Raw genomic sequence first — 21,403 nt, forward strand, 5'->3', positions numbered from 1 at the left:
GCGCCAGAGAGGAACGCCGAAAGTGGAACTTATACCCGTGATCGACCTGATGGGAGGTGCGGTGGTCCACGCCCGGCGCGGCGCCCGCGACGCTTATCGCCCGATAGAGACACCGCTGGCGGCAAACGCTGCCCCGCAGGATGTGGCCGAGGGCCTGCTGGCGCTTGGCGCCTTCCGCACGCTCTACATCGCCGATCTCGACGCCATAGCCGGCGGCGGGGGCCATGATGCGGTGCTGGAGGCCCTCGCGGCGCAACATCCCGGGCTCGCCCTGTGGGTCGATGCGGGGGAGGCTTCCCCCGCCCTGCTGTCCCGCCGTGTCGCGCGCGGGCCGGGGCGGCCGGTGATCGGCAGCGAAAGCCTCGCCGATCGCGCGCAGGCGGCGGCGGCGCTGGCCAGCGGGGCGGGGCTGCTCTCGCTCGACTACGGCCCGGAAGGCCCGCGCGGGCCGGCCGAACTGCACGCCGACGCCGCTCTCTGGCCGGAGGCGGTGATCGTGATGACGCTGGCGCGGGTCGGCGCCGGGCAGGGGCCGGACATCGAGCGCCTGTCGCAGATCGTGGCACGGGCGCAGGGCCGGCGGGTCTATGCGGCGGGCGGCGTGCGGGACGTGGGCGACCTTCATCGTCTGGCGGAACGTGGCGTCGCCGGCGTGCTGCTGGCGAGCGCGCTGCATGACGGGCGGCTGTCGCGGGAGGATATCGCGGCGTTCATGGGGTAAGCAGGGCGCTGGCGAACAGCGTCGCTACGGTCAGGTCGGCGCTGGTGCCGGGGTTGAGGCCGCGCGCCTTCAGGCGGGTGTCGAAGGCGTGCAGCGGTGCCCGGCGCATCTCGGCTGGTGCGCGGAAATCGACCGTCGCTGCCACTTGCGCCGCCTCGTCGCGCACCTTTTCGGCCGTTGCCTCGCCGAACTTGCGGGCGATGTGGCTGTCGGCAAAGGTGGCCATGAAGGCGAGATGCACCCCCTCGGTGCGGGCCTCCGCCTCGGCATCGGCAAGTTCCACATAACGGGCGAGGCCGATCTCGAACACGTCGTTGAAGCCGGTGACATATTGGCGGGCAATGCGGTCCCGCTCTGCCGCTTCCGCCATGGCCTCGCGCAGGCCGATGCGGGCGGGCGCCGCCACATCATGGGCCGAATGCCGGCCGAGACCGCCGGGATTGGCGGCGGCGATCGCGCGGAAGGCGGCCTGCGCGTCGGCGATGTCGAGCCTCGCCAGAACCGCGTGGAGGTTCGCCCGCAGCGCGCCGGACTGTTCCGCCGCCGCCGCGAGGGGCGCGCAGAGCAGGATTATGCCGAGATTGGTGTTGAGGCCGGTCGCTTCCAGCGAGGCCGCCACCGCCGTCTCGATCCGCCGCCCGACACTCGCCCCCGGCGCGGTGAGGGCGGGCGCCGCCGCCTGCGCTGCGCGCTCGAAATGCCCGACGTCCATGCCGTGGCCGGCGCTGAAGCGGTGGACATTGCCCGCCTTCAGCGCGTCGAGTTCGGCGTGGCAGGCGGCGCGGAACGCGTCGGCGATGGCGTCGGCGCTCATGCCGGCACGGCCACGCGCCGGGTCGAGGCCATCTGGGTCGCGAGATGACGGGCCAGCGCGGCGGCGATGTCGACCTCGACGGCCTTCTGCAGTCCCTTCCAGGCCGGCATGGAATTGACCTCCAGCACCTGAAGCCGCCCGCTCGCATCCTCGATCAGGTCCACTCCGGCATAATCGGCACCCACCGCCGCCGTGGCGCGGATGGCGAGATCATGGGCGCGGGCATCGAACGGCGCGGCCACGCCGACGGCGCCTTGGTGGATATTGGTGATCCATACCGGCGAGCGGCGCAGCATCGCGCCGGCCACCTGCCCCCCAATGACGAAGACCCGCCAGTCCTGGTAGCTCTCGGCGGCGGGGGCCGCGACGAAATCCTGGAGATAGTACAGGCCGCCGACTTTCTCGGGCTCGGGCAACAGGCTGCGCGGGGCCAGCCGGCGGATGCCGCGCCCCTGCGCGCCGAACAGCGGCTTCAGCACCATGTCGCCCGGCGCGTCGTCCAGCAGCGCCTGCATCGCCGCGCGGTCCTCGCCGACGAAGCTGCGCGGCGTCGGCAGGCCGGCCTGCGCGATGAGAAAGCTGGTCATGGACTTGTCGACGCAGCGCTCCACGGCGCGGGCATCGTTCATCACCTTGACGCCCAGCGCGTCGAGCGCATGCAGCAGGCCGAGCCGGGCGGTGATCTGCTCGGTCGACCCTTTGGCGATGAGGCGCACGAACGCGGCGGCGGGCAGAAGATCGCCGAGGCCCGGCAGAACCAGCCCGTGCGCGGTGCCGCCAATGGCGAAGCCGCAATCATTGAGCGACAGCACGAGGACGTCAAAGCCCTCGCGCTCGATCGCCGTCTTGAGGCGACGGGTGTGCCAATCGGCGTCCTCGGTGAAGATGACGACCGTATCGGACCGTTCCGAACTCATGCGAAGGAGCGCTCCAGAATCTCGTCGTGGAACGCGCCGAAGGTGAAGCTGCGGCCGGTCTCCAGCGCCGTCACGGTGACGCGGGCGGGGCTGAACAGCATTGGGTCCATCGCGTAGAAGTCGCCCTTATAGGCGGTGAAGATCTCCGCGAAGGTGCGGCCATGGTCGCGCGAGGAGGAGCTGGGCAGCCCCTCGGCCAACTCGCGCGCCTCGCTCTCCGGCCCGGTGACGAACAGCTGCACGTCGCCGCCATAGAGCGTGGCGTCATTGGTGCGGCCCATGGCGGCGACGAAATCCGGCGCCGGCGGCGGCAGGGGGGAGGCGCCGATGCCGTCCACCACCCGGTCGAGCGGGAAATGCAACGCATGTGCCTTGTGCAGCGCCACTTCGAGCACGCGGGCGACGATCTGCACCGTGCCGGCGAGGCTCGATGTGGGGGTGAGGATCAGCGTCAGCTTTGCCGGCGCGATGCCGCATTCCTCGGCGATGCGGGCGACCAGCACATCGGGGGGCATGCGGTCGACTTCGAGCACCAGGCAGGCATTGTCGGTGCTGTCGCGGTAGCCAAGTTCCTCGAACAGCGCTTCCTTCGCCCACAGCGCGCGGGCGGGGCCGGAGCCGAGGGCGAAGAAATCGCCTTCCGCCAGGCTCCAGCCGGCATATTGGCTGCCCAGGCAGGCGATGACCGGATCGGCGGTCGTCACCGTCACCATCGTGCCCCAGCGCGGAAAACGGCCGCTGGTGGAAAGGCTTACCGAGCCGAGGCCGCCGAGGCAGATTTCCGCGATACGACGGCCGGCTTCCAGCCCGCCGCGCGCGGCGATGCCGGCATCGACGAGGCGGGCGCCGCAGGGGCTGCGGCTTATGCCGAGCCGCAATGTGGTGGCATTGGCGACGAGGTGGTCGACGAGAGGGGCCGCCAATGCCGCAACGCTCGGCTTCAGCGTGTCCAGAATGAGGTCCGCCATGGGAGATCTACTCCGCAGCTGCTGCGCGGCCGGCAGTGCCCAGCGCGCGCGAAAGGTGATTCATGCGCCGCGCCAGGACGGCGCGGGCTTCGGCAATGTCGCGCCCGGTCGCCCGCACCGTGCAGACGGGTTCGCCCGCCGCGATGCGCGTGCCCGGGGCGGGACGGTCGGCCACCCAGCCGGGCAGCGCGTCCCTCATCACGGTGGCGGCGGGTGCGTAAAATACGCCGGCGGCCCGGGCCTCCACGCCCGCGCCGGGGACAAGGAGCGGGAGGGGCGGCAAACCGCCCGCGCAGGTGTCGAGATGAAGCCGCAGCAGGGGCGGAAGCGGGGGGGCGTCGAAGATGTCCAGCGTCGCGCCCGGCCGGGGATTGACCTCGATGAGGTGCCAGCTCCCTTCATGAAGGATGAGGTCGGCGCTGGCGAGGCCCTTGAGGCCGACGGCGCCGGTGAGCCGGGAGAGTGCCCCGGCAACCTGTTGGACGAGGGTTTCCTCCAACTGGATCGGCCCTGCGCAGCCGCCATAGCGGAAGGGGGCGTCTTCGCCGGGGTCGCACCATTGCTCGGAAAAGGCGAGCAGCCGCGCCGCCCGGCCATTGCCGAGGAACAGCACGGAGACGCTGTGCCCTTCCAGAAACTCCTGCAGATACCAGCCCTCGCCGCGCGGCTCCGCAGCCCTGCGAACATGCCCCCCGCCCGAACCACCGATCCGTTTTTCCAGCGCGTGCATGCCTGCCGGCGCGCGGTCGGTGAAGATCCGGGGGTGCGGGATGTCAAGATCGCCCAGCAGCCGGGCGAAGGCGAAGGGGTCCTTGAGCCGGGCGAGCGCGGCGGCGCCGCTGCCGGCCACGCGGAAAAGCCCGGCCAGCCGGGCGACGAGGCCCGGCGCGTCCTCGAACCCCGTGCCGAGCACGACAGGCGTGTCCGGTCCGACATGGCGGGCGAGTTGTTCCAGGAGGTCGTCGGGATCGAGAGCAAAGCCCTGTTTCCGGCGCAGCCGGACAACGCCATGCGCCAGCGCCCGGGTGTCCTCGTCCGCGAACAGGTCGAAGGCGAGGGCGCGCAGGCCGGCGCGGCGGGCGGATGCCGCCAGCCCACGCGCGGCGATGCCGATGAGGACGACATCGAACCCGTCCTCAGGCCGTGAGGGAGCGCGCGAGGACGAAGGCATCTTCGAATCCGATGGTCATCGCCGAGGGTGCGACGCGCATGCGCTGCAGAAGTTCGTGCTGCACGCGGTATTTGAGATGGCCGATGGTCAGCGCGCCGATGCCGAGCGCGCCATGGGCGAGCGGCGTGCCGTTGGCATGGGCGTCGATGCCGGCAATGCCGGAGGGCGGCACGGCGTTGACGTCGGCGGCGACCTTGAGATGCTTCGCCTCGGCCAGCACGTCGGCGGAGAGAATTTCCACCCCGGCGCGGCCGCAGGCCAGCACCACCTCGGCGTCCGCGACCAGCGCGCGCTTGTCGTCCTCGCTCTTGCCGGTGGCGCTGGCGAGGTCGACGCCGAAGCGCTGCTTGAAGTCGCGGGCCTTGGCCTCCACCGCCTCGATGTCGCGGTGGCTTACCAATGTCACCTGTGCGCCCGCCTGCGCGGCGATCACCCCGGCAATGCCGCCGACCACGCCGGTGGCGCCGAAGACCTGCAGCTTCACGCCCTTCAGTCCCTCGGGACGAGAGGGGCGCAACTTCAGCTCCACTTCCGCCACCATGGCGGCGGCGGTGGTGAAGGAGCCGGCCGGGTCGACGAAGATGGAAATCTCGAAGGGCGGGAACAGCACGCTCTTCGCCTTGTTCGCCATGTCGAGCGCGAGGCCCGCATCCTTGCCGCCGATGAACAGGCCGGTGCGCGGAGCGGCGTCGGGATGGCGCGAGAACATCATGTCCTGCGTCAGGTCGCCGACCTCGTCGAGCGTCACCCCGGAATAGGGGAGGATGGTGGCGTAGCCGGCATCGACCGCCATGTTGACGTCGAACGGGCTGACGTGGCGAAGCGGCGAAATGATGTGGAGAATGGGGGCGATATCCGCCATGGCGTGCGTTCCCTAGGTCAGAATCGGGCCTTGCGGCCTCTCGTGCGGAAGGTGAGGGAGCGACGCGGGCGTTACGCCAAAACCGTCGCTAGCACTGCTCGACGCAGGCAAGCCATTCGATCCGCGCACCGGCATTGCTGCCGCGCGCACAGTCGAAAGCTAGAGCGGGCCGGTCGCCGAAGCGGATCCGGGCCTCACTGAGAAGCTGGTCGGCCTCTTCGGGGCTGCCGACAATGGCGAACCCCGTGGGACCCCATGAACTCTGGCCGAGACCGCGCAGGCCGCGCGCCTCCAGCCAGTCCATCACCTCGGCGACGGATGAGCTTGTATAGCGGCCCCCTTGGGCGCTCGCATAGTGCTCTCCGAGAAGTCGCTGCATTTCGCCCACCGCAGCGGCGAAGTAGTCCACATCGCCCTCGGCCAGCGCCGGCAGCGCCACCATGACGGCGAGCCGGGACATGTGGCCGGCGAGAGTGTCGGCGAAAGGCGGCAGGCCCTCCATCGCCTTCACCTCTTCCGGGCCACTAAGTCCCTGATGGCCGTGGTCATATACCAGCAGCAGGCGCCAGTTCTCGGGAAACGGCAGGCGGGAGAGAATGGGGGGAGGGGCCTGCGACCCCCGCTTCTTGCCGCCGTCGAGGATCACCCCGCCCTCGGTGAAGGCGCCGATGCCGATGGCGGAGCGCGCCCCGCGACCCAAGGCCGCGCCGACCTCGCGCGGGGTGAGATCGAGCCCGTTGACGAGGCAGAGGCCCGTCGCCACGGCGAGGCTGAGCTGGGTGCCGGAGCCGAGGCCGGAATGGGGTGGGAGCGCCGCCTCGACCGTCACCTCCACATCTGTGTCGAGCCCGAAGCGGAGAGCCGCCTTTTCCACCGCCGCCAGGGCGCGGTCGGCGTCCGGCCCGCTGGCGCTGAGCTGATGGGCACGGCGCAGGCGCACCACGGTGGACGGCCGGTCCAGCGCGATGCCGAGGCTGCCGAAATGCCGGCCGAGCGTGCCGGCAAGATCGAGGAATCCGAGATGCAGTCGTCCCGGCGCGGTGATGCGTATCACCGCCCTGTCCCGCTCGTCCTTCGCCGTGCGCAATTGACGTGTTGTGGTGTTCACCAGCGTTTCCTCGAAGGCCATGGTAAGGCCCGGAAGGCGTCCGGGACAAGCCGGCTGATGATTTACGGGTTTGCCGGATGCGGCGCGGGCGTGCTACCGAATCAGTAAATGACGCCCGCATCAGAACGGGCAGATGCCGCCAGGAGGACGCCAGGAAATGGCGCTGGACCCGAAAAAAACCTTCACCGACAATGAGGTGGAGGAACGCCTCGCCGTCGATCTGCCGCAGTGGAAGCTGCAGGACGGGTGGATTCGGCGCACCTATCGCACCTCAAGCTGGAAGGGAACGCTGATGGTGATCAACACCGTCGGCCATCTGGCGGAGGCGGCGTGGCATCATCCGGATCTCACCGCCTCCTATGCCTGGGTCGAGGTGCGACTGATGTCGCATGACGCCAAGGGCATTACCGAGCGGGACTTTCAGCTGGCCAAGAAAATCGAAGAGGTCGTCGGCTGGCAGCCGGGGACCGAGCCCGAGACCGCGCTGGAAGGTACGCCGCGCGGCGACCTGCGGTTTTCCTATATCAAATACGACTGACGTGTCAGGTAGTTAGCGATGGCCGAGGTTCAGACGATCCATGATGTGGCCTGCGGCTTCTGCGGGCTCGGCTGCGGCGACCTGACGGTCGAGGTGGAGGGTCGCGACGTCCGTGCGAAGGGTTCGCTGTGCCCTGAGGCGGCCCGGCTGCTGCGGCGGTTGGATACGCCGGACCCGATGGCGCGCGTGGCCGGTGAGGTTGCCAGTCCAGCGGATGCGGCGCGCGCGGCCCACCAGATACTGGCGGCCGCCCGCGCGCCGCTGATCGGCGGGCTCGGCGTCGACATGGCCGGCGCCGGCGCCGCCGTCGACCTCGCCATCCGCTTCGGCGGCGTGCTCGACCATTACGCCTCGGACGGGCTTTTTCGGAACTACGCCGCGGTCCAGCGCACGGGTTGGCTCTCGACCACGCTGGCGGAGGTGCGCAACCGCTGCGACGTGCTGCTCGTCGTCGGCGACGATCCCACCGCGACCTGGGGCCGGCTGTTCGAGCGGCTTTATCCCGTCACGCCGCTTTTCGCCGACCAGGGCCGCACCGTGGTTTTCCTCGGCGGCGCGCCGGGTGACAAGGCGAAGGGCCAGCTTGCCGGCGCGGCGGAAGTGATCCATCACGCCACACCTGATCCTGTGGCGGTGCTGGAGGCGCTGGGCAGCCTGATCGCCGGTCGCCGGCCGCCGGGCGAGAATTTTGGCGGGATCGGCGCGGACACGCTGGCGGGCCTCGCCGAAGACCTGCGCAACGCCCATTACGCGGTCGTCACCTGGAACGCGGCGGACCTTGCCGATGGCGACCTTGTCGCCGAGCGGGCGACCGCGCTGGTCGACACGCTGAACGTCACCACGCGGGCCGGCGTCTTTCCGCTCGGCGGGCGCGACAACATCATCGGCGTCAACCAGCTGATGCTGTGGCGCCTGGGCTATCCCCTGCGCACCGCCGTGCAGGGGCAGGCAAGCAGCCATGACGGCACGCTCTACGCCACGCAGGCGGCGCTGGGCGACGCCGATGTGCTGGTATGGGTCTCCGCCTTCCGGCCGGAGCCGCCGCCGGCGTTCGGGGGCAAGATCATCGCCCTTGCCCATCCCGATACAGTCTTCGACAAGGAACCTGATGTTCTGATCCCTGTGGGCACCCCCGGCGTCGATCACGCCGGCACGGTGTTCCGCATGGACTCCATCGTAAGCCTGCCGCTCGGCGCCTTGCGCGTCGCGACGCTTCCCAGCGTCGCCGAGGCTGTGCGTCGCATAGCGGAGGGGTAAATGAGACTGCGGCTGAAGGGCGGGCGTGTGCTCGACCCTGCCCATGGCGAGAACGGTGTCGCCAGCGGCACCGTGCGCGACATCGAGATCGAGGATGGGCGCGTCGTCGCCACCACCGATCTGACGGCCGATGCCGAATATGACCTTGGCGGCGCTGTCGTCATGGCCGGCGGCATCGACCTGCACAGCCACATCGCCGGCGGCAAGATGAACCTCGCCCGCCTGCTGATGCAGGAGGACCGGCGGGCCTTCCCTGAAATGCCGGGCAATTTCTGCGGCTGCGGCGGTGGGCGGGCGGTGCCCACAGCGCACGCCACCGGCTGCCGCTACGCGGAGCTTGGCTACACCACGGTGTTCGAGCCGGCCATGGTCGGCGCTAATGCGCGCGGCGCGCATCTGGAAATGGCGGACATTCCCAATCTCGACACCGGCGCCTATCTGGTGCTGGGAAATGACGATTATTTCCAGCGCCTGCTGGCGGCCGGCGCCGGGCAAGAACAGGTCAACGCCTATGTCGGCTGGATGATCGAGGCGACGCAGGCCTTCGCCATCAAGATCGTCAATCCCGGCGGCATCAACGCCTTCAAGTTCAACGCCCGCAAGATGGACCTCGACGAGGCCAATCCGCATTATGGCGTGACCCCGCGCAAGGTGCTGACCACGCTGATCCGCGCGGTTACCGAATTGGGCATTCCGCACCCGATCCACCTGCATGGCTGCAATCTCGGCGTGCCGGGCAATGACGACACGACACTCGCCACCATCCTCGCCGCCGAGGGGCGGCGGCTGCACCTGACACACCTGCAGTTCCACTCCTACGGCACTGAGGGCGACAAGCGCTTTTCCTCCTCCGCGGCGCGGATCGCGGAAATGGTCAACGCCAACCCGAACATCTCGGTCGATGTCGGGCAGGTGATGTTCGGCCAGACCGTCACCGCCTCGGCCGACTACATGTCGCAATACCGCAATCGCGGACTTGCCAGCCCGAAGAAATCCATCGGCATGGATATCGAGCTCGACGCCGCCTGCGGCGTGGTGCCGTTCGAGTACACGGACAAGTCCTTCGTCAACGCGCTGCAATGGGCGATCGGGCTGGAGCTGTTCCTTCTGGTCGAGGACCCATGGCGGATTTTCCTCACAACCGATCATCCCAATGGCGGTCCGTTCACCACCTATCCGCACCTCATCCGCCTGCTGATGGACCGCGATTTCCGCAACGCCCAGCTCGCCACGCTGAACAAGGCGGCGCAGGCGCACACATTGCTGGCGCAGATCACCCGCGAATATTCGCTGGAGGAGGTCGCCATCCTCACCCGCGCGGCCCCCGCCCGCATTCTCGGCCTCACGGACAAGGGCCATCTCGGCCCCGGCGCGGTGGCCGACATCGCCGTGCATGTGGAAGACGCCGACCGCGAGGCGATGTTCTCGACCACGCACATGGTGTTCAAGAACGGACGGCTGATCGTCAAGGACGGCGTGGTGGTGGAACTGGCGCAGGGCACTACCCATGTGGCGCGGCCCGAATTCGACCGCGCGGTCGACAAGGACATGCAGCTTTGGTTCGACGAATCTGTCGGGCTGAAGTCGAAGCATTTCCGCATCGCCGATGGCGAGCTGAGGGGGGGCGCCGGGCCGACCATCCTGAAATGCGAAGGGGTGGCGTCGTGATGGGTGTGGTTCTCAATCAACATCCTTCGAGGCCCGGCTTTGCCGGGCACCTCAGGATGACGGCCGACTTTAAGAACAACGTCATCCTGAGGTGCGCGCACAGCGAGCCTCGGAGGATGATCGTGGGAGCCGCCCGATGATCCTCAATGGCGTCGAGATCCGCGACACGTTCGCGGAGGCCTTTCCGATGGTAGGCACACGGCTCATCGTCACCGCCGACACGCCGGAATGGGCGCTGATCGCCGGCCGCACCACGACCGGCTTTGCCACCTCGGTGATCGGCTGCGGCTGCGAGGCGGGCATCGAGCGCACGCTGGCGCCGGAGGAGACGCCGGATGGGCGCCCGGGCGTTTCCCTGCTGATCTTCGCGATGGATTTTGGCTCGCTGAAGAAAGTGGTGCCGCTGCGCCTCGGCCAGTGCGTGCTCACCTGCCCGACCACCGCCTGCTATGCCGGCATCGACACAGGCAAGCGCGTCCCGCTGGCCAAGACCATCCGCTATTTCGCCGACGGGCACCAGATTTCCAAGAAGATCGGCGACAAGAGGTTCTGGCGCCTGCCGGTTATGGAAGGCGAGTTCGTCTGTGACGAGGACACCGGCTCGGTCGATGGCGTCGGCGGCGGCAATTTCCTCATCCTCGCCCGTTCGCGCGGGCAGGCACTGAAGGCCGCCGAGGCGGCGGTGGCGGCGATGGTTCAGGTGCCCGGCATCATTCTGCCCTTCCCCGGCGGGGTGGTGCGCTCGGGCTCCAAGGTCGGCTCGAAATACAAGGGCCTGTTCGCTTCCACCAACGACGCCTATTGCCCGACATTGCGCGGCACCGTGCCGAGCCAGCTTCCCGAAGAGGTGGGCTCGGTACTGGAAATCGTCATCGACGGGGTGAGCTTCGAGGCGGTGGCGCAGGCCACAAAGGTCGGCATCACGGCGGTCTGCGCGATCGGGGCGGAGGGTGGCGTGGTGGCGATCGACGCCGGCAATTATGGCGGCAATCTCGGCCCCTTCCACTTCAAGCTGCGCGAGATCATGCAGGACGGCGCGGGAGAGACGGCATGACCGGGGTTTCCCTCAAGCCGCGCGCGCCCTTCGAGGCGCGGGTCGATCTCTCCAACCTGACGCCTGAAGTCACCGGCCCGCTCTCGTTGCGGGAACTGGAGCACCGCGAGGTCCCCTGCGGCGGGCGCAGCCTGAAACTGGCCGAGCTGTTCTTCGTCGAAGGCGCGCCCGACGGCGTGCTGCTGGTCGAGATCGGCGATGTCAGGCTCGACGGCGTCGGCGCCGGCATGTCGAAGGGCGAACTCATCGTCGACGGCACGGTCGGCGCTTTCGCCGGGCGCGGCATGAGCGGCGGAATGCTGCGCATTGGCGGCGATGCCGGCGATTTCCTTGGAGCCGAGATGTCCGGCGGGCGGATCGAACTCGCCGGGAATGCGGGCGCGCAGGCCGGCGCGGCCGGCTCGGGGTCGCGGCGCGGTCTGTCAGGCGGCGTCCTGCGCATTGGCGGGCATGCCGGCCCGCGTGCGGCGGAGCGCCAGCGCGGCGGGCTCATTACCATTGCCGGCGATGCCGGCGAGGGCCTCGCCACCGGCATGATCGCCGGCACGGTCAGCGTCGGCGGCGCCATCGGCCCGCTGGCCGGACGCGGCATGAAGCGCGGCACAATTTTCGTGATGACGGTCCCGGAACTGCCGGCGGGCTTCATCGACACCGGCACGCATGAGCTGGTGATGCTGCCGCTCCTCGCCCGCCGGGTGCCGGAGCTTTCCGCCATGCTAGGCGGCTGGACCCATGCCCGCCGGATCGTCGGCGACACGCTGATGGGCGGGCAGGGGGAAGTTCTGGCGGGGGCGTAGGGGCCGGCGTCGGTCGTCATCCCGGACGGCCCAGAGGGCCGATCCGGGATCGCGTTTCGTGACGGATGGCGATCCCGGCTCTCGTTGCGCTCGACCGGTATGACCTTGCCGGCCTTACAGCAGCGTGCCGTTGAGGATCACCATGGCGACGGTGAAGTAGATCACCAGTCCCGTCACGTCGACAAAGGTAGCCACGAATGGCGCGGAGGCGCTGGCGGGGTCGACGCCGGCGCGGCGCAGCACGAAGGGCAGCATCGAGCCGATCAGCGAGCCGAAGGTGACGATGGCGACCAGCGCTGCGCCCACGGTGGCGGCCACCAGCATCCAGTACTCGCCATAATCATGGAAGCCGGCGAGTTGCCAGACGGTGATGCGGGTCATGCCCAGGGCGGCGAGGATCGAGCCGAGCACGAGGCCCGAAGGCAGCTCGCGCAACGCCACCCGCCACCAGTCCTTGAGCTTGATCTCGCCCAGCGCCAGCGCGCGGATGATGAGCGAGGTCGCCTGCGAGCCGGAATTGCCGCCCGAGCTCATGATCAGCGGAATGAACAGGGTGAGCACGATGGCGCTCTCCAGCTCGTCCTCGAAATGCTGCATGGCGTTGGCGGTCAGCATCTCGCCGAGGAACAGGATGGAGAGCCAGCCGCCGCGCTTCTTCAGCATGCTGAAGAAGCCGATTTCCATATAGGGCTCGTCCAGCGCTTCCATGCCGCCGAATTTCTGTGCGTCCTCGGTGCCTTCCTCGATGATCGCGTCGATCATGTCGTCGACGGTGACGATGCCGAGCACATGCGCGTTCTCGTCCACCACGGGCACCGCCAACAGGTCGTATTTGGTGATCAGCCGCGCCACATCCTCGCGGTCCATCAGCGGGTCGGCGGTGATGGGGTCGTGCCGGGGCGCCACGTCGAGGATCGGCTGCTCGGGCTCGCCGGTGATGAGGCGGCGCAGCGTCACGGCCTTCAGCAGCTTCTGGCTGAGCGGGTCCAGCACATAGATGGCGTAGATGGTTTCGCGCGTACGCTCCGTCTCGCGGATATGGCGCAGCGTCTCGCCCACCGTCCAGCTGGAGGGGACGGTGACGAACTCGGTGGTCATCAGGCCGCCGGCGCTGTGCTCGGGCCAGGCCAGAAGCCGGCCCAGTTCCGCCTGCGTCTCCGGTGCCAGCCGCGCGAACAGGTGCGAGCGGGCGGGCTCGTCCATCCAGCGGAACAGGTCCGCCGCGCGGTCGGCCGACATGTCGGAGACGAGGCGCACCGCTTCCTCCACCGGCAGCGCCTCGATCAGCTCGCTGGTGAGGTCGACATCCGGGCCGTCGAGAATCTCGACCTGCTGCTCGCGCGGCAGGCTGGCGAGCACGGCGGAGGCGGTCTTCGGCTCCTGCTCGTCGAGGGCTTCGGCAATGTCGGCAGGGTGCTCTTCGGCGAGTTCGGCCGCGAGAGCTGCGGCATCCACGAACACATCGTCGCGGCGGTCTTCCGTCCGTTCGTCCATTTCGGCTCTCTTTCCGCTGGCCGGCCCTTGGCAGGCGGCGCGGGGAGCCGAAGCCGGGTCAGCCCCGGAGCCGGTTCACAGCGCCGACCACTGCGGGCCGGACAATCGACTGGTACTGTCGCTGGGCATGGTTAGGGCAATCCAATTGCGGCGCAGTGACACGCGGCGGCGGGGGAATGAACCTGCAAGGTGGTAAAGTCATGGCGGGCCGTGTTTGCCGCAGCACGGAAGAGAAGGCCGACCGGCCCGTTCCCACCATTCTGCTCCAACCGTTATGATGGCGGGCGGAGGCGACGCTAATGGTCGCTCGGCTCGCGCAGGCGTGCGTGGACCTGGCCGAGACGGAGCGGGTCGAGCGTGCCAGTGCGCCCGCCTTCGCAGAGCGCGCCACGAAAGCCGAGATAATCCGCCCCTACGCCCACCAGCAGCGGGATGTCCTCCAGCCGAAGCGAGCCGGCGAGCCCGGTGATGAGCCCGTGCCGGCGGGCCTCGGCGACGAACTGGCCGAGGGTGAGCGGGTCAAGGTGCGCAGTTAGCGAGCCGGCTTTCTTGTCGGCGGTGTCGATCATCACCCCGGCAAAACCGGCGCGGCCGAGCGCGGCCAGAATACCGAAATCGGGTGCTTCATCAGCAAAAAGCACGCCGATCAGTCGGGTCCGGCTGGCGAGCGGGGCCAGCGCCTCGATGCACTCATTGGTGTGCTGGGAGGCGGAAAGGCCGATCTTGACGAGGGGCACGCCGGTCCGGGCGACGCGCTCGGCGGCCGCGCGCACGAGCGCCGGCACCATCGGCTGGTCGCCAATGGTCGCGCTCAGCGCCGGGCGCCCCTGTTCGCCCAGTTGCTCGCCCCAGGAGGTCCAGAGCATGACAGCGGCTGTCAGCGAATCCGTGCTCCAGGCGCCGAGAGCGCCGAAGGAGGGCTGCTTGAGATCGACGATATCGGCGCCGCCAGCCCGCGCCAGTTCCATCTCGTGGAGATCGGTGACGCTGGCGAGCAGGCCGGGCGGGGTCTGTTTCATGAGGCGCGCCGGCTGCGGTGCTCGGCGACGGCGTCCAGCACCCAGCCCCACGCTTCCAGCTCGGCCGGCCCGGCGGTCTTTTCCACCGCGATGGCGAGATAGGCCATTTCCTGATCCACCTTCTCATCCGGCAGCAGGCCGAGCCGGCTGACCAGCACGGCGGCTTCCAGCACCGCCGCCTTGGCGCGGTTCATCCCCTCGAAACGGTTATGGCCTTCGGAATGATAGGTCTTGCAGAAGAATTTCGGCCGCTGCGGGTCGTCCTCCACCCGCTCGACGGTCATCTCGTCATGGGAGAGCGCATCGGCGAGGCGCGGGCAGTCGAGATAGGTCGCCTTCTTCACATCCACATTGTAGCGGCGGCCGACCACGCAGCTGGCGAAGATGCGGATATCGTCGGTGAAGTTGACCACGGCAATGCTGGTGCGCAGGAGATTTTCCAGCGTGCGCGAGGGCCGGAAGGGCTGGAGCAGATAGCCGCCCTCGATCACCGTCGCGCCCATGGGGGCGATGTGCGGCTCACCTTCGAGCGAGCGGGTGGTGACGATGGCTTCACGAATCACGGCGTTTCTCCGGCTTTCGCCCTGGCTTCTGTTTTGGCAGCGGATTTGGCCTGCAAGGTCGTGCCGGCCTCCTTGAATGTCAAACGGTGGGCTTCCTCGGGGCTGCCGGCGATCTCGCCCGCCGCGCCCCATTTCAGCCCCTCGTCCTGCGCGTAGCGCTTGCCGAGCTTGAAGGCGATTTCGGCGCGGGCGGCTTCCACGCCGAGATAGAAGGCGTGGGCGCCATCGCCCTCCACGCCGAGATGGGGAAACAGCGCGAAGGGCTCGGTTGCCACATGGTGGCCGTCGCGATTGTAGATGTGGATGCCGGCCTGCGTGACGTCGATGCGGAAATTGCGGTCGCGCACCTTGGCCGCCAATCCGGCGATTTCCTCCGGCGTGGCGGCATAGGGCTTGCGGTCGCGCAGAGCCATCAGCCCGCCGCCGAAGCCCTGCGGCAATGCGCCCGCCTGCCGGGCGGCGTAATATTCGCGCCGCGCGCGGTCGAATTCGCGCACCGCCGTGCGGCAATGCGGGCTCACCTGCACCGCCAGCACCGCCTGGATGTGCAGTTCCGAAATCATGCCCATGAGGATGGCGTTTATGCCCGTCGTGTCGGCGTCCGTCAGCTCGGTGACATTGCCGATGCCCATGAGGATGGGGATATCGGCGTAGCGCCGGCGCAGCTCGGCATAGCGCACCACCGAGGCGGTGTAGCCATAGTGGATAGGGTCGAGGATAGGGTCGGCATAGAAGGGCTGGCCGGAGGCAAGGCAGGCCTCCACGGCGCGGCAGAGGGAATCGAGGTCGCCCTGCATCGCCGGCACGAGGATCGGCACCGCCGGGCCTTCCTTCGCCACGTCGAGGCTGGTCTCGTTGAGGCTGAGCAGATAATCGGCGCCGGCGCGGGTGGCACGGGTCAGCTCGGCGAGGTCGAAACTGTCGACGCTCACCTTCAACCCCTGTTCGTGCAGTGCGGCGATGGCCTCTTCCAGATGCGGGAAAGGCGTGTCCGGCAGGCAGCCGAGGTCGATGACGTCGGCGCCCTCGCCCTTGAGGAACAGCGCGCGGGCCACCAGCGCGTCGACATCCAGAACGGTGGCATCGACGATTTCGGCAAAGATGGTGACGTCGTGTCGGGAGAGGTCGGTGGCCCGGCGCTTCTGGCCGAAATAATCCGGCAGGTCCGCCACTTCGTCGGGACCCCGGGCGAAGGGCACGCCGAAGAAACGCTCCAGCCGGTCGAGATCGCCCCGGAAACGGCCGGGCATCAGCACGCGGTCGGTGCCCTCCGGCAGCTTCAGCCGGCGCTCGACGATCTCAGCCGTCATCAGCGCCGCGACCTTGACGCCGACACTGACGACGACAGGATCGAGCGTCGCGTCTGTGATCTCGCCGGCTATCTTCGTCAGGCGCGGCTCGGCCAGCGAGCCGGTGATGAGGGCGACCTTCTCCGGCTTGGCCGAGGGCGAGGCCGGGGAGACGGGGGCGCGCTCGTCCGCCATCTCAGGAGGCGGCCTTGTCCGCGAGGTGAAGCCGGCGGGCGGCAATGGCGGCTTCCAGATCGCCGATGGATTCGACCACGACCGTGTCGTCGAATTCCTTCAGCTTGGCGGTGTTCTCAAGGTCGATGCGGCGCGGATAGACCGAGACCGGCCCCTTCGGCGCCATGGTGATCATTTCAGGCGCGGTGTCGCAGGCGAAGACAATGGCGTGCACCCGGCATTTGCCGGCCTGCGCGAAGCAGTTCGTCACCAGCGTGTCGGAAATGCCGAACACCGCTTTCGCCACCGTGTTGGAGGAGGCGGGCGAGACCACCAGCGTGTGGTACAGCCCCTCATAGAACCGCCCGACGGGGGCGGAACTGGCCGTCGTCTCCCTGAAGATGCGGGTGTCCTTCGGCAGGTCCTGCTTGTACATGCGCAGCACCTCGTCCGCCGCCTTCGAGACGAACAGGTCCACCGCGTCGAGCGCCTTGATGAGCGCGATCGACTCGGTGAAGAAGTGCCCCGAGCCGGTGAGCGCCCACGCCCAGCGCGGGTAGGTTCCCTTGGTCGCGCTCATGCCGCGATGTCCTTCTGCGCAGAGGCGGCGAGCACCGCCGCAGCCGTGGTCATGTCGACCGGGCCGGCAAGGCGCGCGGCGAAGGCGGGAAAAAGCGGGTCGACAAGGCCGGCGGCCGCCCAGTCGGCGGGGAAACTGCCGGGGACGGTGGCGGTTGATTTGACCAGCGTCAGCCGTGTGGCGCCGAGTTTTTCCGCCACCCAGGCGGAAAGGCTGTCCGAGGTGAGGTCCCAGCTTTCCGGCAGATCATTGGCCGCCAGCGCCATGCGGGCGGGCAGCCAGAGCGCGGCGCGGCCACGCGCATGCGCCGCAGCCACTGTCTCCGGCGTGTCGGCGAGGGCGAGAGTGGGAGCGAGATCGGCAAAAGCGTGGGCGGTCTGTTCCATGGCGAGGATCGCCATGCGGTGGCAGGCGGCGTCGGAGAGCGCGAGGCGCGGTTGCAGCGCCCGCACGGCATCCGCCAGCGGCCCACCGCCGGCCACGAGGAGCAGCGGCGCCCCGCGCCGCGCCAGCGCGCCCAGCAGGGTCTTCAGCGCGGGATCACCAACAAGGCTGCCGCCGAGCTTGACGATCTCGGGAGGGGGCGAGTGAGACAGGTCCGGCATCGTTCAGCTTCCGTTCCGGCCGAGGCGGAGCTCGTATCGATCAGGCGCGTCGGCCGCATCGATTCCGTCTCCAGGCCATAGATCGTGCCGCGCGGTCGTCGCAATACCAGTAAAAGGCCGGCGCGTCCAAAGTGGGAGCCGACAGAAAAAAGGCCCGAAGAGTTGCTTCGGGCCTTAATGAGTTGACGATCAATCAGACGGCTTCCCGCCTGTAGAAGTGCGCTTGAGAATGCGCTTGGAGGCGACGAATGTCGAGGCTTGATTCGCCGCTCACGCGAGCTTTACCGGCCACAGGCAAGAGCGTGCAGCGCGATGCCGCTGGTGGTCGCGACATTGAGCGAATCGAACCCGGCGCTCATCGGTATGCGAACCGTGCGGGTGCGCGCGAGGATGGTCTCTGGCAAGCCGGGCCCCTCGGCGCCGAGCAGTAGGGCGGTGCGGCGGGCGGGCTTCACCTCGCCCAGCACCGTTGCCCCGGCCGGGCTCAGCGCCAGAAGCTCGAAGCCGGCGGCGGTCAGCAGGTCCAGCAGCGCCGGCGCCGAACCCTCGCGGGCGAAGGGCACGATGAGGCTGCCGCCGACCGAGACGCGGATCGCCTTGCGGTAGAGCGGGTCGCAGGAGGCGAAGTCGAACAGCGCCGCATCGGCGCCGAAGGCGGCGGCGTTCCGCATGATGCCGCCAACATTGTCGTGATTGGCGATGCCGAGCGGCACCACCACCAATGCCGACTCCGGCAGGGCGGCGATCAGCTCCGCCATCGAGGGCAGGGCGCCGCGCAGCCCGACGCCAAGCAGGCCGCGATGGATGTGGAAGCCGGTAATGCCGTCGAGAATCGACTGGCTGGCGGTGTAGATCGGCAGGTCGTCCGGCGCCCCCGCCAGCAGGGGCCCGAGCGCCTCGATGCGGCTTTCCGACAGCAGCAGCGATTCCAGCGCGAAGCGGTTGCGCGTTGAGAGCGCGACATCCAGCACCGTGCGCCCCTCAACGATGAAGCGCCCGCCGCGCCCGACCAGATCGCGCTCCTTTATGACGCGATAGGCGTCGATGCGGGGGTCGTCGGGGGAGGTGAGGGGGATGAGGCGGGGCATGGGGGAGTTGTGTCTCGGGCAGCCCGTTCAACGGAAAGCGTCAGAGGGGGTGCGTATGTGCAGGCCGCTGCAGCACCCCACTCACCCGCCCATTTCCTCGCGCATCATCTCCAGCTTCAGCCACTCTTCCTCGGCCTTGGCGAGTTCCGTCTGGGCCTTGGTCAGTTCGGCGGTGGCCTTCTGGAAACCGGCGGGGTCGCGTGTGTAGAAATTGGGCGTGTGCAGCGTGTTGTTGAGCCGCTTGATGTCCGATTCCATCTGCGCGATGCGCTTGGGCAATTGCTCCAGCGCGTGCTTCTCCTTGAAGGAGAATTTACGCTTCGAGGCTGCCGCCGGCGCGGCTGCCGCCGATTTGGCAGAGGCGGGCTTGGCCGAAGCCGGCGCCGCTGCCGCCGCCGCACGCATTTTCACGCCATGGCCGCGCTGCGCCACCATGTCGGAATAGCCGCCGGCATAGACTTCCCAATTGCCGTCGCCTTCATAGGCGATGGTGGCGGTGACGGTGCGGTCGAGGAAGTCGCGGTCATGGCTGACCAGCAGCACGGTGCCGGCATAGTCGTCGATCATCTCTTCCAGCAGGTCGAGCGTTTCCAGGTCGAGGTCGTTGGTCGGCTCGTCCAGCACCATGAGGTTCGACGCCTGCGCCAGCGCACAGGCCAGCAGCAACCGCCCGCGCTCGCCGCCGGAAAGGCGCGAGACGGCGGTGCCGGCCTGTTCCGGGGTGAACAGGAAGTCCTTCATGTAGCCGATGACGTGGCGCGGATTGCCGCCGACGAACACCTGGTCGCCGCGCCCATCGGTCAGCGTCTCACGCACCGAGCGGTTGGGGTCGAGCGCGGCGCGGCGCTGGTCCAGCGTCGCCATCTCGATATTGGTGCCCATCTTGGCCTTGCCGGTGTCGGGGGCCAGATCGCCGGTCAGCATCCTGAGCAGCGTGGTCTTGCCCGCGCCGTTCGGCCCGACAATGCCGATGCGGTCGCCGCGCTGAATGCGGATGGAGAGGTCGCGCACGATGACGCGGTCCCCATAGGTCTTGGAGATGTGCTCGGCTTCCATCACCAGCTTGCCGGAGACTTCCGCCTCGGTGGCCGCCATGGTGACGGTGCCCAAGGCGCCGCGATGATCGCGGAACTGGGCGCGCAGGGCGGCCAGTTCGCCGACGCGGCGCACGTTTCGTTTACGTCTCGCGGTGACGCCGTAGCGCATCCAGTGCTCTTCCGCGACGATCTTGCGGGCGAGCTTCTGCTGGTCGCGCTCTTCCTCTTCCAGCACCTGGTCGCGCCATTCCTCGAAGAAGCCGAAACCGCGCTCCATGCGCTTGGTGCGGCCGCGGTCGAGCCAGACCGTGGCGCGGGTCAGATCCTGCAGGAAGCGGCGGTCATGGCTGATGAGCACGAGCGCGGAGCGCAGCGAGGCGATTTCGGCCTCCAGCCATTCGATGGCGGGCAGGTCGAGATGGTTGGTCGGCTCGTCGAGCAGCAGGATGTCGGGCTCGGGCGCCAGCACGCGGGCGAGCGCGGCGCGGCGCGCCTCGCCGCCGGAGAGGGTGGCGGGGTTTTCCTCGCCGGTGAGGCCAAGCTCGCTCAGCAGATATTGCGCGCGATATTCCTGATCGCCCGGCCCCATGCCCGCCTCGACATAGGCCAGCGTGGTGGCGAAGCCCGTGAGGTCCGGTTCCTGCGGCAGATAGCGCACCGTGGCGCCGGGCTGCACGAAGCGCGCCCCGCTATCGGCCGAGACCAGCCCGGCGGCGATTTTCAGCAGGGTCGACTTGCCCGAGCCGTTGCGGCCGACAAGGCCGACGCGCTCGCCGGCGGAGACGGAAAGCTCCGCCCCCTCCATCAGCGGCGTGCCGCCAAAGGTGAGTTTGGTATCTTGAAGCAGAAGAAGAGGAGGGGCCATGGCGCCGGGATAGGGGGAAAGCCGCGCCGGGGCAAGGGGCGGGGCGACATTGGAGCCATGTCCGCGACGAGCGTGGTGCGGGGCCGAGGCAGCCAGTCCTTGCCAAGGCGTGGCGATGCTGTACATAAATCATGTACAGGAGCCAGGAGGCACGTTCATGAGCGCAAGGATCGTCCCGGCCGCGCAGTTCAAGGCCGAATGCCTGCGCCTGATCGATGAGATGAATGAAACCGGCGAACCCGTGACAATTACCCGCCGGGGGAAGCCGGTGGCGGTGCTGAGCCCCTTCCAGCCCTCGCCGGCGCGCGCGCTGATCGGCGCCTCTCGCGGGGTCGTCACCCGCTATGACGAGCCGTTCGAGCCGGCGGCGGATGCGGGCGACTGGGCCGCCATGTCGTGATCGTCCTCGATACGCATGTGCTGATCTGGGCTCTGGACGACGACGCGCGCCTCGGCGTGCAGGCGCGCGCCGCGATCGAGCAGGCGAGCGAGGCCGGGAGCGTGTTCGTTTCCGCCATCACGCCGTGGGAGATCGCGTTATTGGTGCACAAAGGCCGGCTGGCGCTGGCCGACGATGTTGGAGCGTGGCTGGAAACCGTGCTGGCCCTGCCTGCGCTGCGCCTGGCGGCGCTTGAGCCGGCGATTGCCGTGGACAGCGTGCGCCTGCCCGGCACGCTGCATGCCGACCCGGCGGACCGGATCATCATCGCGACGGCGCGGCATCTGGGCTCGCCGCTGCTCACCGCCGATCGCGCCATTCTCGACTATGGTGACGCCGGCCACGTCCGTGTCATCGACGCCTCCCGCTAGTTTC

General features: G+C 68.6%; 22 protein-coding genes. 8 read left to right on the plus strand and 14 right to left on the minus strand.

From position 1 onward, the window contains the following. The first annotated feature begins 22 nt into the window (after positions 1 to 22). Complete coding sequence (locus tag EV667_RS07135) at positions 23 to 721, plus strand: HisA/HisF-related TIM barrel protein (RefSeq protein ID WP_245516014.1); 699 nt, start codon at positions 23 to 25, stop codon at positions 719 to 721. Here EV667_RS07135 and EV667_RS07140 read toward each other — a convergent pair. The 6 genes from EV667_RS07140 to EV667_RS07165 all read right to left on the minus strand — a co-directional run bounded on the left by EV667_RS07140 (position 711) and on the right by EV667_RS07165 (position 6,561). Beyond that, positions 711 to 1,535 carry a triphosphoribosyl-dephospho-CoA synthase gene (locus EV667_RS07140; RefSeq protein ID WP_131834556.1) on the minus strand — a complete coding sequence of 275 codons (825 nt, stop codon included), beginning with the start codon at positions 1,533 to 1,535 and terminating at the stop codon, positions 711 to 713. The genes EV667_RS07135 and EV667_RS07140 overlap by 11 nt on opposite strands. Continuing rightward, a complete protein-coding gene (locus EV667_RS07145) occupies positions 1,532 to 2,452 on the minus strand; it encodes a RimK family alpha-L-glutamate ligase (protein ID WP_131834557.1) in 921 nt (306 codons plus the stop codon). The genes EV667_RS07140 and EV667_RS07145 overlap by 4 nt, the downstream gene beginning before the upstream one ends. Further along, complete coding sequence (gene mch / locus EV667_RS07150) at positions 2,449 to 3,420, minus strand: methenyltetrahydromethanopterin cyclohydrolase (RefSeq protein WP_131834558.1); 972 nt, start codon at positions 3,418 to 3,420, stop codon at positions 2,449 to 2,451. The genes EV667_RS07145 and mch overlap by 4 nt, the downstream gene beginning before the upstream one ends. Before the next feature lie 7 nt (positions 3,421 to 3,427). Beyond that, positions 3,428 to 4,591, minus strand: a complete 1,164-nt coding sequence (locus EV667_RS07155) for an ATP-grasp domain-containing protein (protein ID WP_131834559.1) — start codon at positions 4,589 to 4,591, stop codon at positions 3,428 to 3,430. After that, on the minus strand, positions 4,557 to 5,453 hold the full coding sequence (locus EV667_RS07160) for an NAD(P)-dependent methylenetetrahydromethanopterin dehydrogenase (RefSeq protein WP_131834560.1): 897 nt from the start codon (positions 5,451 to 5,453) through the stop codon (positions 4,557 to 4,559). The genes EV667_RS07155 and EV667_RS07160 overlap by 35 nt, the downstream gene beginning before the upstream one ends. 88 nt (positions 5,454 to 5,541) lie before the next feature. Further along, entirely contained in the window at positions 5,542 to 6,561 is a 1,020-nt protein-coding gene (locus tag EV667_RS07165; protein WP_245516015.1) for a beta-ribofuranosylaminobenzene 5'-phosphate synthase family protein, read from the minus strand. Between the two features lie 157 nt (positions 6,562 to 6,718). On the opposite strand from EV667_RS07165, the gene EV667_RS07170 reads away from it, so the two are divergent. The 5 genes from EV667_RS07170 to EV667_RS07190 all read left to right on the plus strand — a co-directional run bounded on the left by EV667_RS07170 (position 6,719) and on the right by EV667_RS07190 (position 11,875). Continuing rightward, the gene (locus EV667_RS07170) at positions 6,719 to 7,099 is read left to right on the plus strand and encodes a 4a-hydroxytetrahydrobiopterin dehydratase (RefSeq protein ID WP_131834562.1); all 381 of its coding nucleotides are present in this window, start codon (positions 6,719 to 6,721) and stop codon (positions 7,097 to 7,099) included. An 18-nt stretch (positions 7,100 to 7,117) separates the two neighbouring features. Next, complete coding sequence (locus tag EV667_RS07175; RefSeq protein WP_131834563.1) at positions 7,118 to 8,356, plus strand: formylmethanofuran dehydrogenase; 1,239 nt, start codon at positions 7,118 to 7,120, stop codon at positions 8,354 to 8,356. Further along, positions 8,357 to 10,024, plus strand: a complete 1,668-nt coding sequence (locus tag EV667_RS07180) for a formylmethanofuran dehydrogenase subunit A (RefSeq protein ID WP_131834564.1) — start codon at positions 8,357 to 8,359, stop codon at positions 10,022 to 10,024. 136 nt (positions 10,025 to 10,160) lie between these two features. Next, complete coding sequence (fhcD, locus tag EV667_RS07185) at positions 10,161 to 11,078, plus strand: formylmethanofuran--tetrahydromethanopterin N-formyltransferase (RefSeq protein ID WP_131834565.1); 918 nt, start codon at positions 10,161 to 10,163, stop codon at positions 11,076 to 11,078. Further along, complete coding sequence (locus EV667_RS07190; protein WP_131834566.1) at positions 11,075 to 11,875, plus strand: formylmethanofuran dehydrogenase subunit C; 801 nt, start codon at positions 11,075 to 11,077, stop codon at positions 11,873 to 11,875. The genes fhcD and EV667_RS07190 overlap by 4 nt, the downstream gene beginning before the upstream one ends. Positions 11,876 to 11,989: 114 nt before the next feature. Here EV667_RS07190 and mgtE read toward each other — a convergent pair whose 3' ends face one another. The 8 genes from mgtE to EV667_RS07230 all read right to left on the minus strand — a co-directional run bounded on the left by mgtE (position 11,990) and on the right by EV667_RS07230 (position 20,589). Further along, positions 11,990 to 13,369, minus strand: a complete 1,380-nt coding sequence (gene mgtE / locus EV667_RS07195) for a magnesium transporter (RefSeq protein ID WP_131834567.1) — start codon at positions 13,367 to 13,369, stop codon at positions 11,990 to 11,992. A 296-nt stretch (positions 13,370 to 13,665) separates the two neighbouring features. Beyond that, entirely contained in the window at positions 13,666 to 14,388 is a 723-nt protein-coding gene (locus EV667_RS07200) for a (5-formylfuran-3-yl)methyl phosphate synthase (protein WP_131834568.1), read from the minus strand. Further along, positions 14,385 to 14,951 (minus strand): DUF447 domain-containing protein, encoded by a 567-nt coding sequence (locus tag EV667_RS07205; RefSeq protein ID WP_131834569.1) that lies wholly within the window; start codon positions 14,949 to 14,951, stop codon positions 14,385 to 14,387. The genes EV667_RS07200 and EV667_RS07205 overlap by 4 nt, the downstream gene beginning before the upstream one ends. Continuing rightward, the gene (locus EV667_RS07210) at positions 14,948 to 16,435 is read right to left on the minus strand and encodes a DUF6513 domain-containing protein (protein ID WP_131834570.1); all 1,488 of its coding nucleotides are present in this window, start codon (positions 16,433 to 16,435) and stop codon (positions 14,948 to 14,950) included. Before EV667_RS07210 ends, EV667_RS07205 begins: the two co-directional genes overlap by 4 nt. Before the next feature lies 1 nt (position 16,436). Next, entirely contained in the window at positions 16,437 to 16,994 is a 558-nt protein-coding gene (locus EV667_RS07215; RefSeq protein WP_131834571.1) for a flavoprotein, read from the minus strand. After that, a complete protein-coding gene (locus tag EV667_RS07220) occupies positions 16,991 to 17,599 on the minus strand; it encodes an amino acid kinase family protein (protein ID WP_131834572.1) in 609 nt (202 codons plus the stop codon). The genes EV667_RS07215 and EV667_RS07220 overlap by 4 nt, the downstream gene beginning before the upstream one ends. Positions 17,600 to 17,880: 281 nt before the next feature. After that, the gene (locus EV667_RS07225; RefSeq protein WP_131834573.1) at positions 17,881 to 18,687 is read right to left on the minus strand and encodes a TrmH family RNA methyltransferase; all 807 of its coding nucleotides are present in this window, start codon (positions 18,685 to 18,687) and stop codon (positions 17,881 to 17,883) included. An 81-nt stretch (positions 18,688 to 18,768) separates the two neighbouring features. Next, a complete protein-coding gene (locus tag EV667_RS07230; RefSeq protein ID WP_207907723.1) occupies positions 18,769 to 20,589 on the minus strand; it encodes an ABC-F family ATP-binding cassette domain-containing protein in 1,821 nt (606 codons plus the stop codon). A gap of 157 nt (positions 20,590 to 20,746) precedes the next feature. Here EV667_RS07230 and EV667_RS07235 point away from each other — a divergent pair, with 157 nt between their 5' ends. Together EV667_RS07235 and EV667_RS07240 are read left to right on the plus strand one after the other, a co-directional pair. Next, a complete protein-coding gene (locus EV667_RS07235; RefSeq protein WP_131834575.1) occupies positions 20,747 to 20,989 on the plus strand; it encodes a type II toxin-antitoxin system Phd/YefM family antitoxin in 243 nt (80 codons plus the stop codon). After that, positions 20,986 to 21,399 carry a type II toxin-antitoxin system VapC family toxin gene (locus EV667_RS07240; protein ID WP_131834576.1) on the plus strand — a complete coding sequence of 138 codons (414 nt, stop codon included), beginning with the start codon at positions 20,986 to 20,988 and terminating at the stop codon, positions 21,397 to 21,399. The genes EV667_RS07235 and EV667_RS07240 overlap by 4 nt, the downstream gene beginning before the upstream one ends. Positions 21,400 to 21,403 lie beyond the last annotated feature (4 nt).

Origin of the sequence: Ancylobacter aquaticus (assembly GCF_004339465.1) — a bacterium.
GTDB classification, from domain to species: domain Bacteria; phylum Pseudomonadota; class Alphaproteobacteria; order Rhizobiales; family Xanthobacteraceae; genus Ancylobacter; species Ancylobacter aquaticus.

Excerpts from the sequence above, each read along its gene's own strand:
- EV667_RS07140 (WP_131834556.1), bottom strand. The coding sequence starts at position 1,535 with ATGAGCGCCGACGCCATCGCCGACGCGTTCCGCGCCGCCTGCCACGCC.
- EV667_RS07145 (WP_131834557.1), bottom strand. The coding sequence starts at position 2,452 with ATGAGTTCGGAACGGTCCGATACGGTCGTCATCTTCACCGAGGACGCC.
- mch (WP_131834558.1), bottom strand. The coding sequence starts at position 3,420 with ATGGCGGACCTCATTCTGGACACGCTGAAGCCGAGCGTTGCGGCATTG.
- EV667_RS07155 (WP_131834559.1), bottom strand. The coding sequence starts at position 4,591 with ATGCCTTCGTCCTCGCGCGCTCCCTCACGGCCTGAGGACGGGTTCGAT.
- EV667_RS07160 (WP_131834560.1), bottom strand. The coding sequence starts at position 5,453 with ATGGCGGATATCGCCCCCATTCTCCACATCATTTCGCCGCTTCGCCAC.
- EV667_RS07170 (WP_131834562.1), top strand. The coding sequence starts at position 6,719 with ATGGCGCTGGACCCGAAAAAAACCTTCACCGACAATGAGGTGGAGGAA.
- EV667_RS07175 (WP_131834563.1), top strand. The coding sequence starts at position 7,118 with ATGGCCGAGGTTCAGACGATCCATGATGTGGCCTGCGGCTTCTGCGGG.
- EV667_RS07180 (WP_131834564.1), top strand. The coding sequence starts at position 8,357 with ATGAGACTGCGGCTGAAGGGCGGGCGTGTGCTCGACCCTGCCCATGGC.
- fhcD (WP_131834565.1), top strand. The coding sequence starts at position 10,161 with ATGATCCTCAATGGCGTCGAGATCCGCGACACGTTCGCGGAGGCCTTT.
- EV667_RS07190 (WP_131834566.1), top strand. The coding sequence starts at position 11,075 with ATGACCGGGGTTTCCCTCAAGCCGCGCGCGCCCTTCGAGGCGCGGGTC.
- mgtE (WP_131834567.1), bottom strand. The coding sequence starts at position 13,369 with ATGGACGAACGGACGGAAGACCGCCGCGACGATGTGTTCGTGGATGCC.
- EV667_RS07200 (WP_131834568.1), bottom strand. The coding sequence starts at position 14,388 with ATGAAACAGACCCCGCCCGGCCTGCTCGCCAGCGTCACCGATCTCCAC.
- EV667_RS07210 (WP_131834570.1), bottom strand. The coding sequence starts at position 16,435 with ATGGCGGACGAGCGCGCCCCCGTCTCCCCGGCCTCGCCCTCGGCCAAG.
- EV667_RS07215 (WP_131834571.1), bottom strand. The coding sequence starts at position 16,994 with ATGAGCGCGACCAAGGGAACCTACCCGCGCTGGGCGTGGGCGCTCACC.
- EV667_RS07220 (WP_131834572.1), bottom strand. The coding sequence starts at position 17,599 with ATGCCGGACCTGTCTCACTCGCCCCCTCCCGAGATCGTCAAGCTCGGC.
- EV667_RS07225 (WP_131834573.1), bottom strand. The coding sequence starts at position 18,687 with ATGCCCCGCCTCATCCCCCTCACCTCCCCCGACGACCCCCGCATCGAC.
- EV667_RS07230 (WP_207907723.1), bottom strand. The coding sequence starts at position 20,589 with ATGGCCCCTCCTCTTCTTCTGCTTCAAGATACCAAACTCACCTTTGGC.
- EV667_RS07235 (WP_131834575.1), top strand. The coding sequence starts at position 20,747 with ATGAGCGCAAGGATCGTCCCGGCCGCGCAGTTCAAGGCCGAATGCCTG.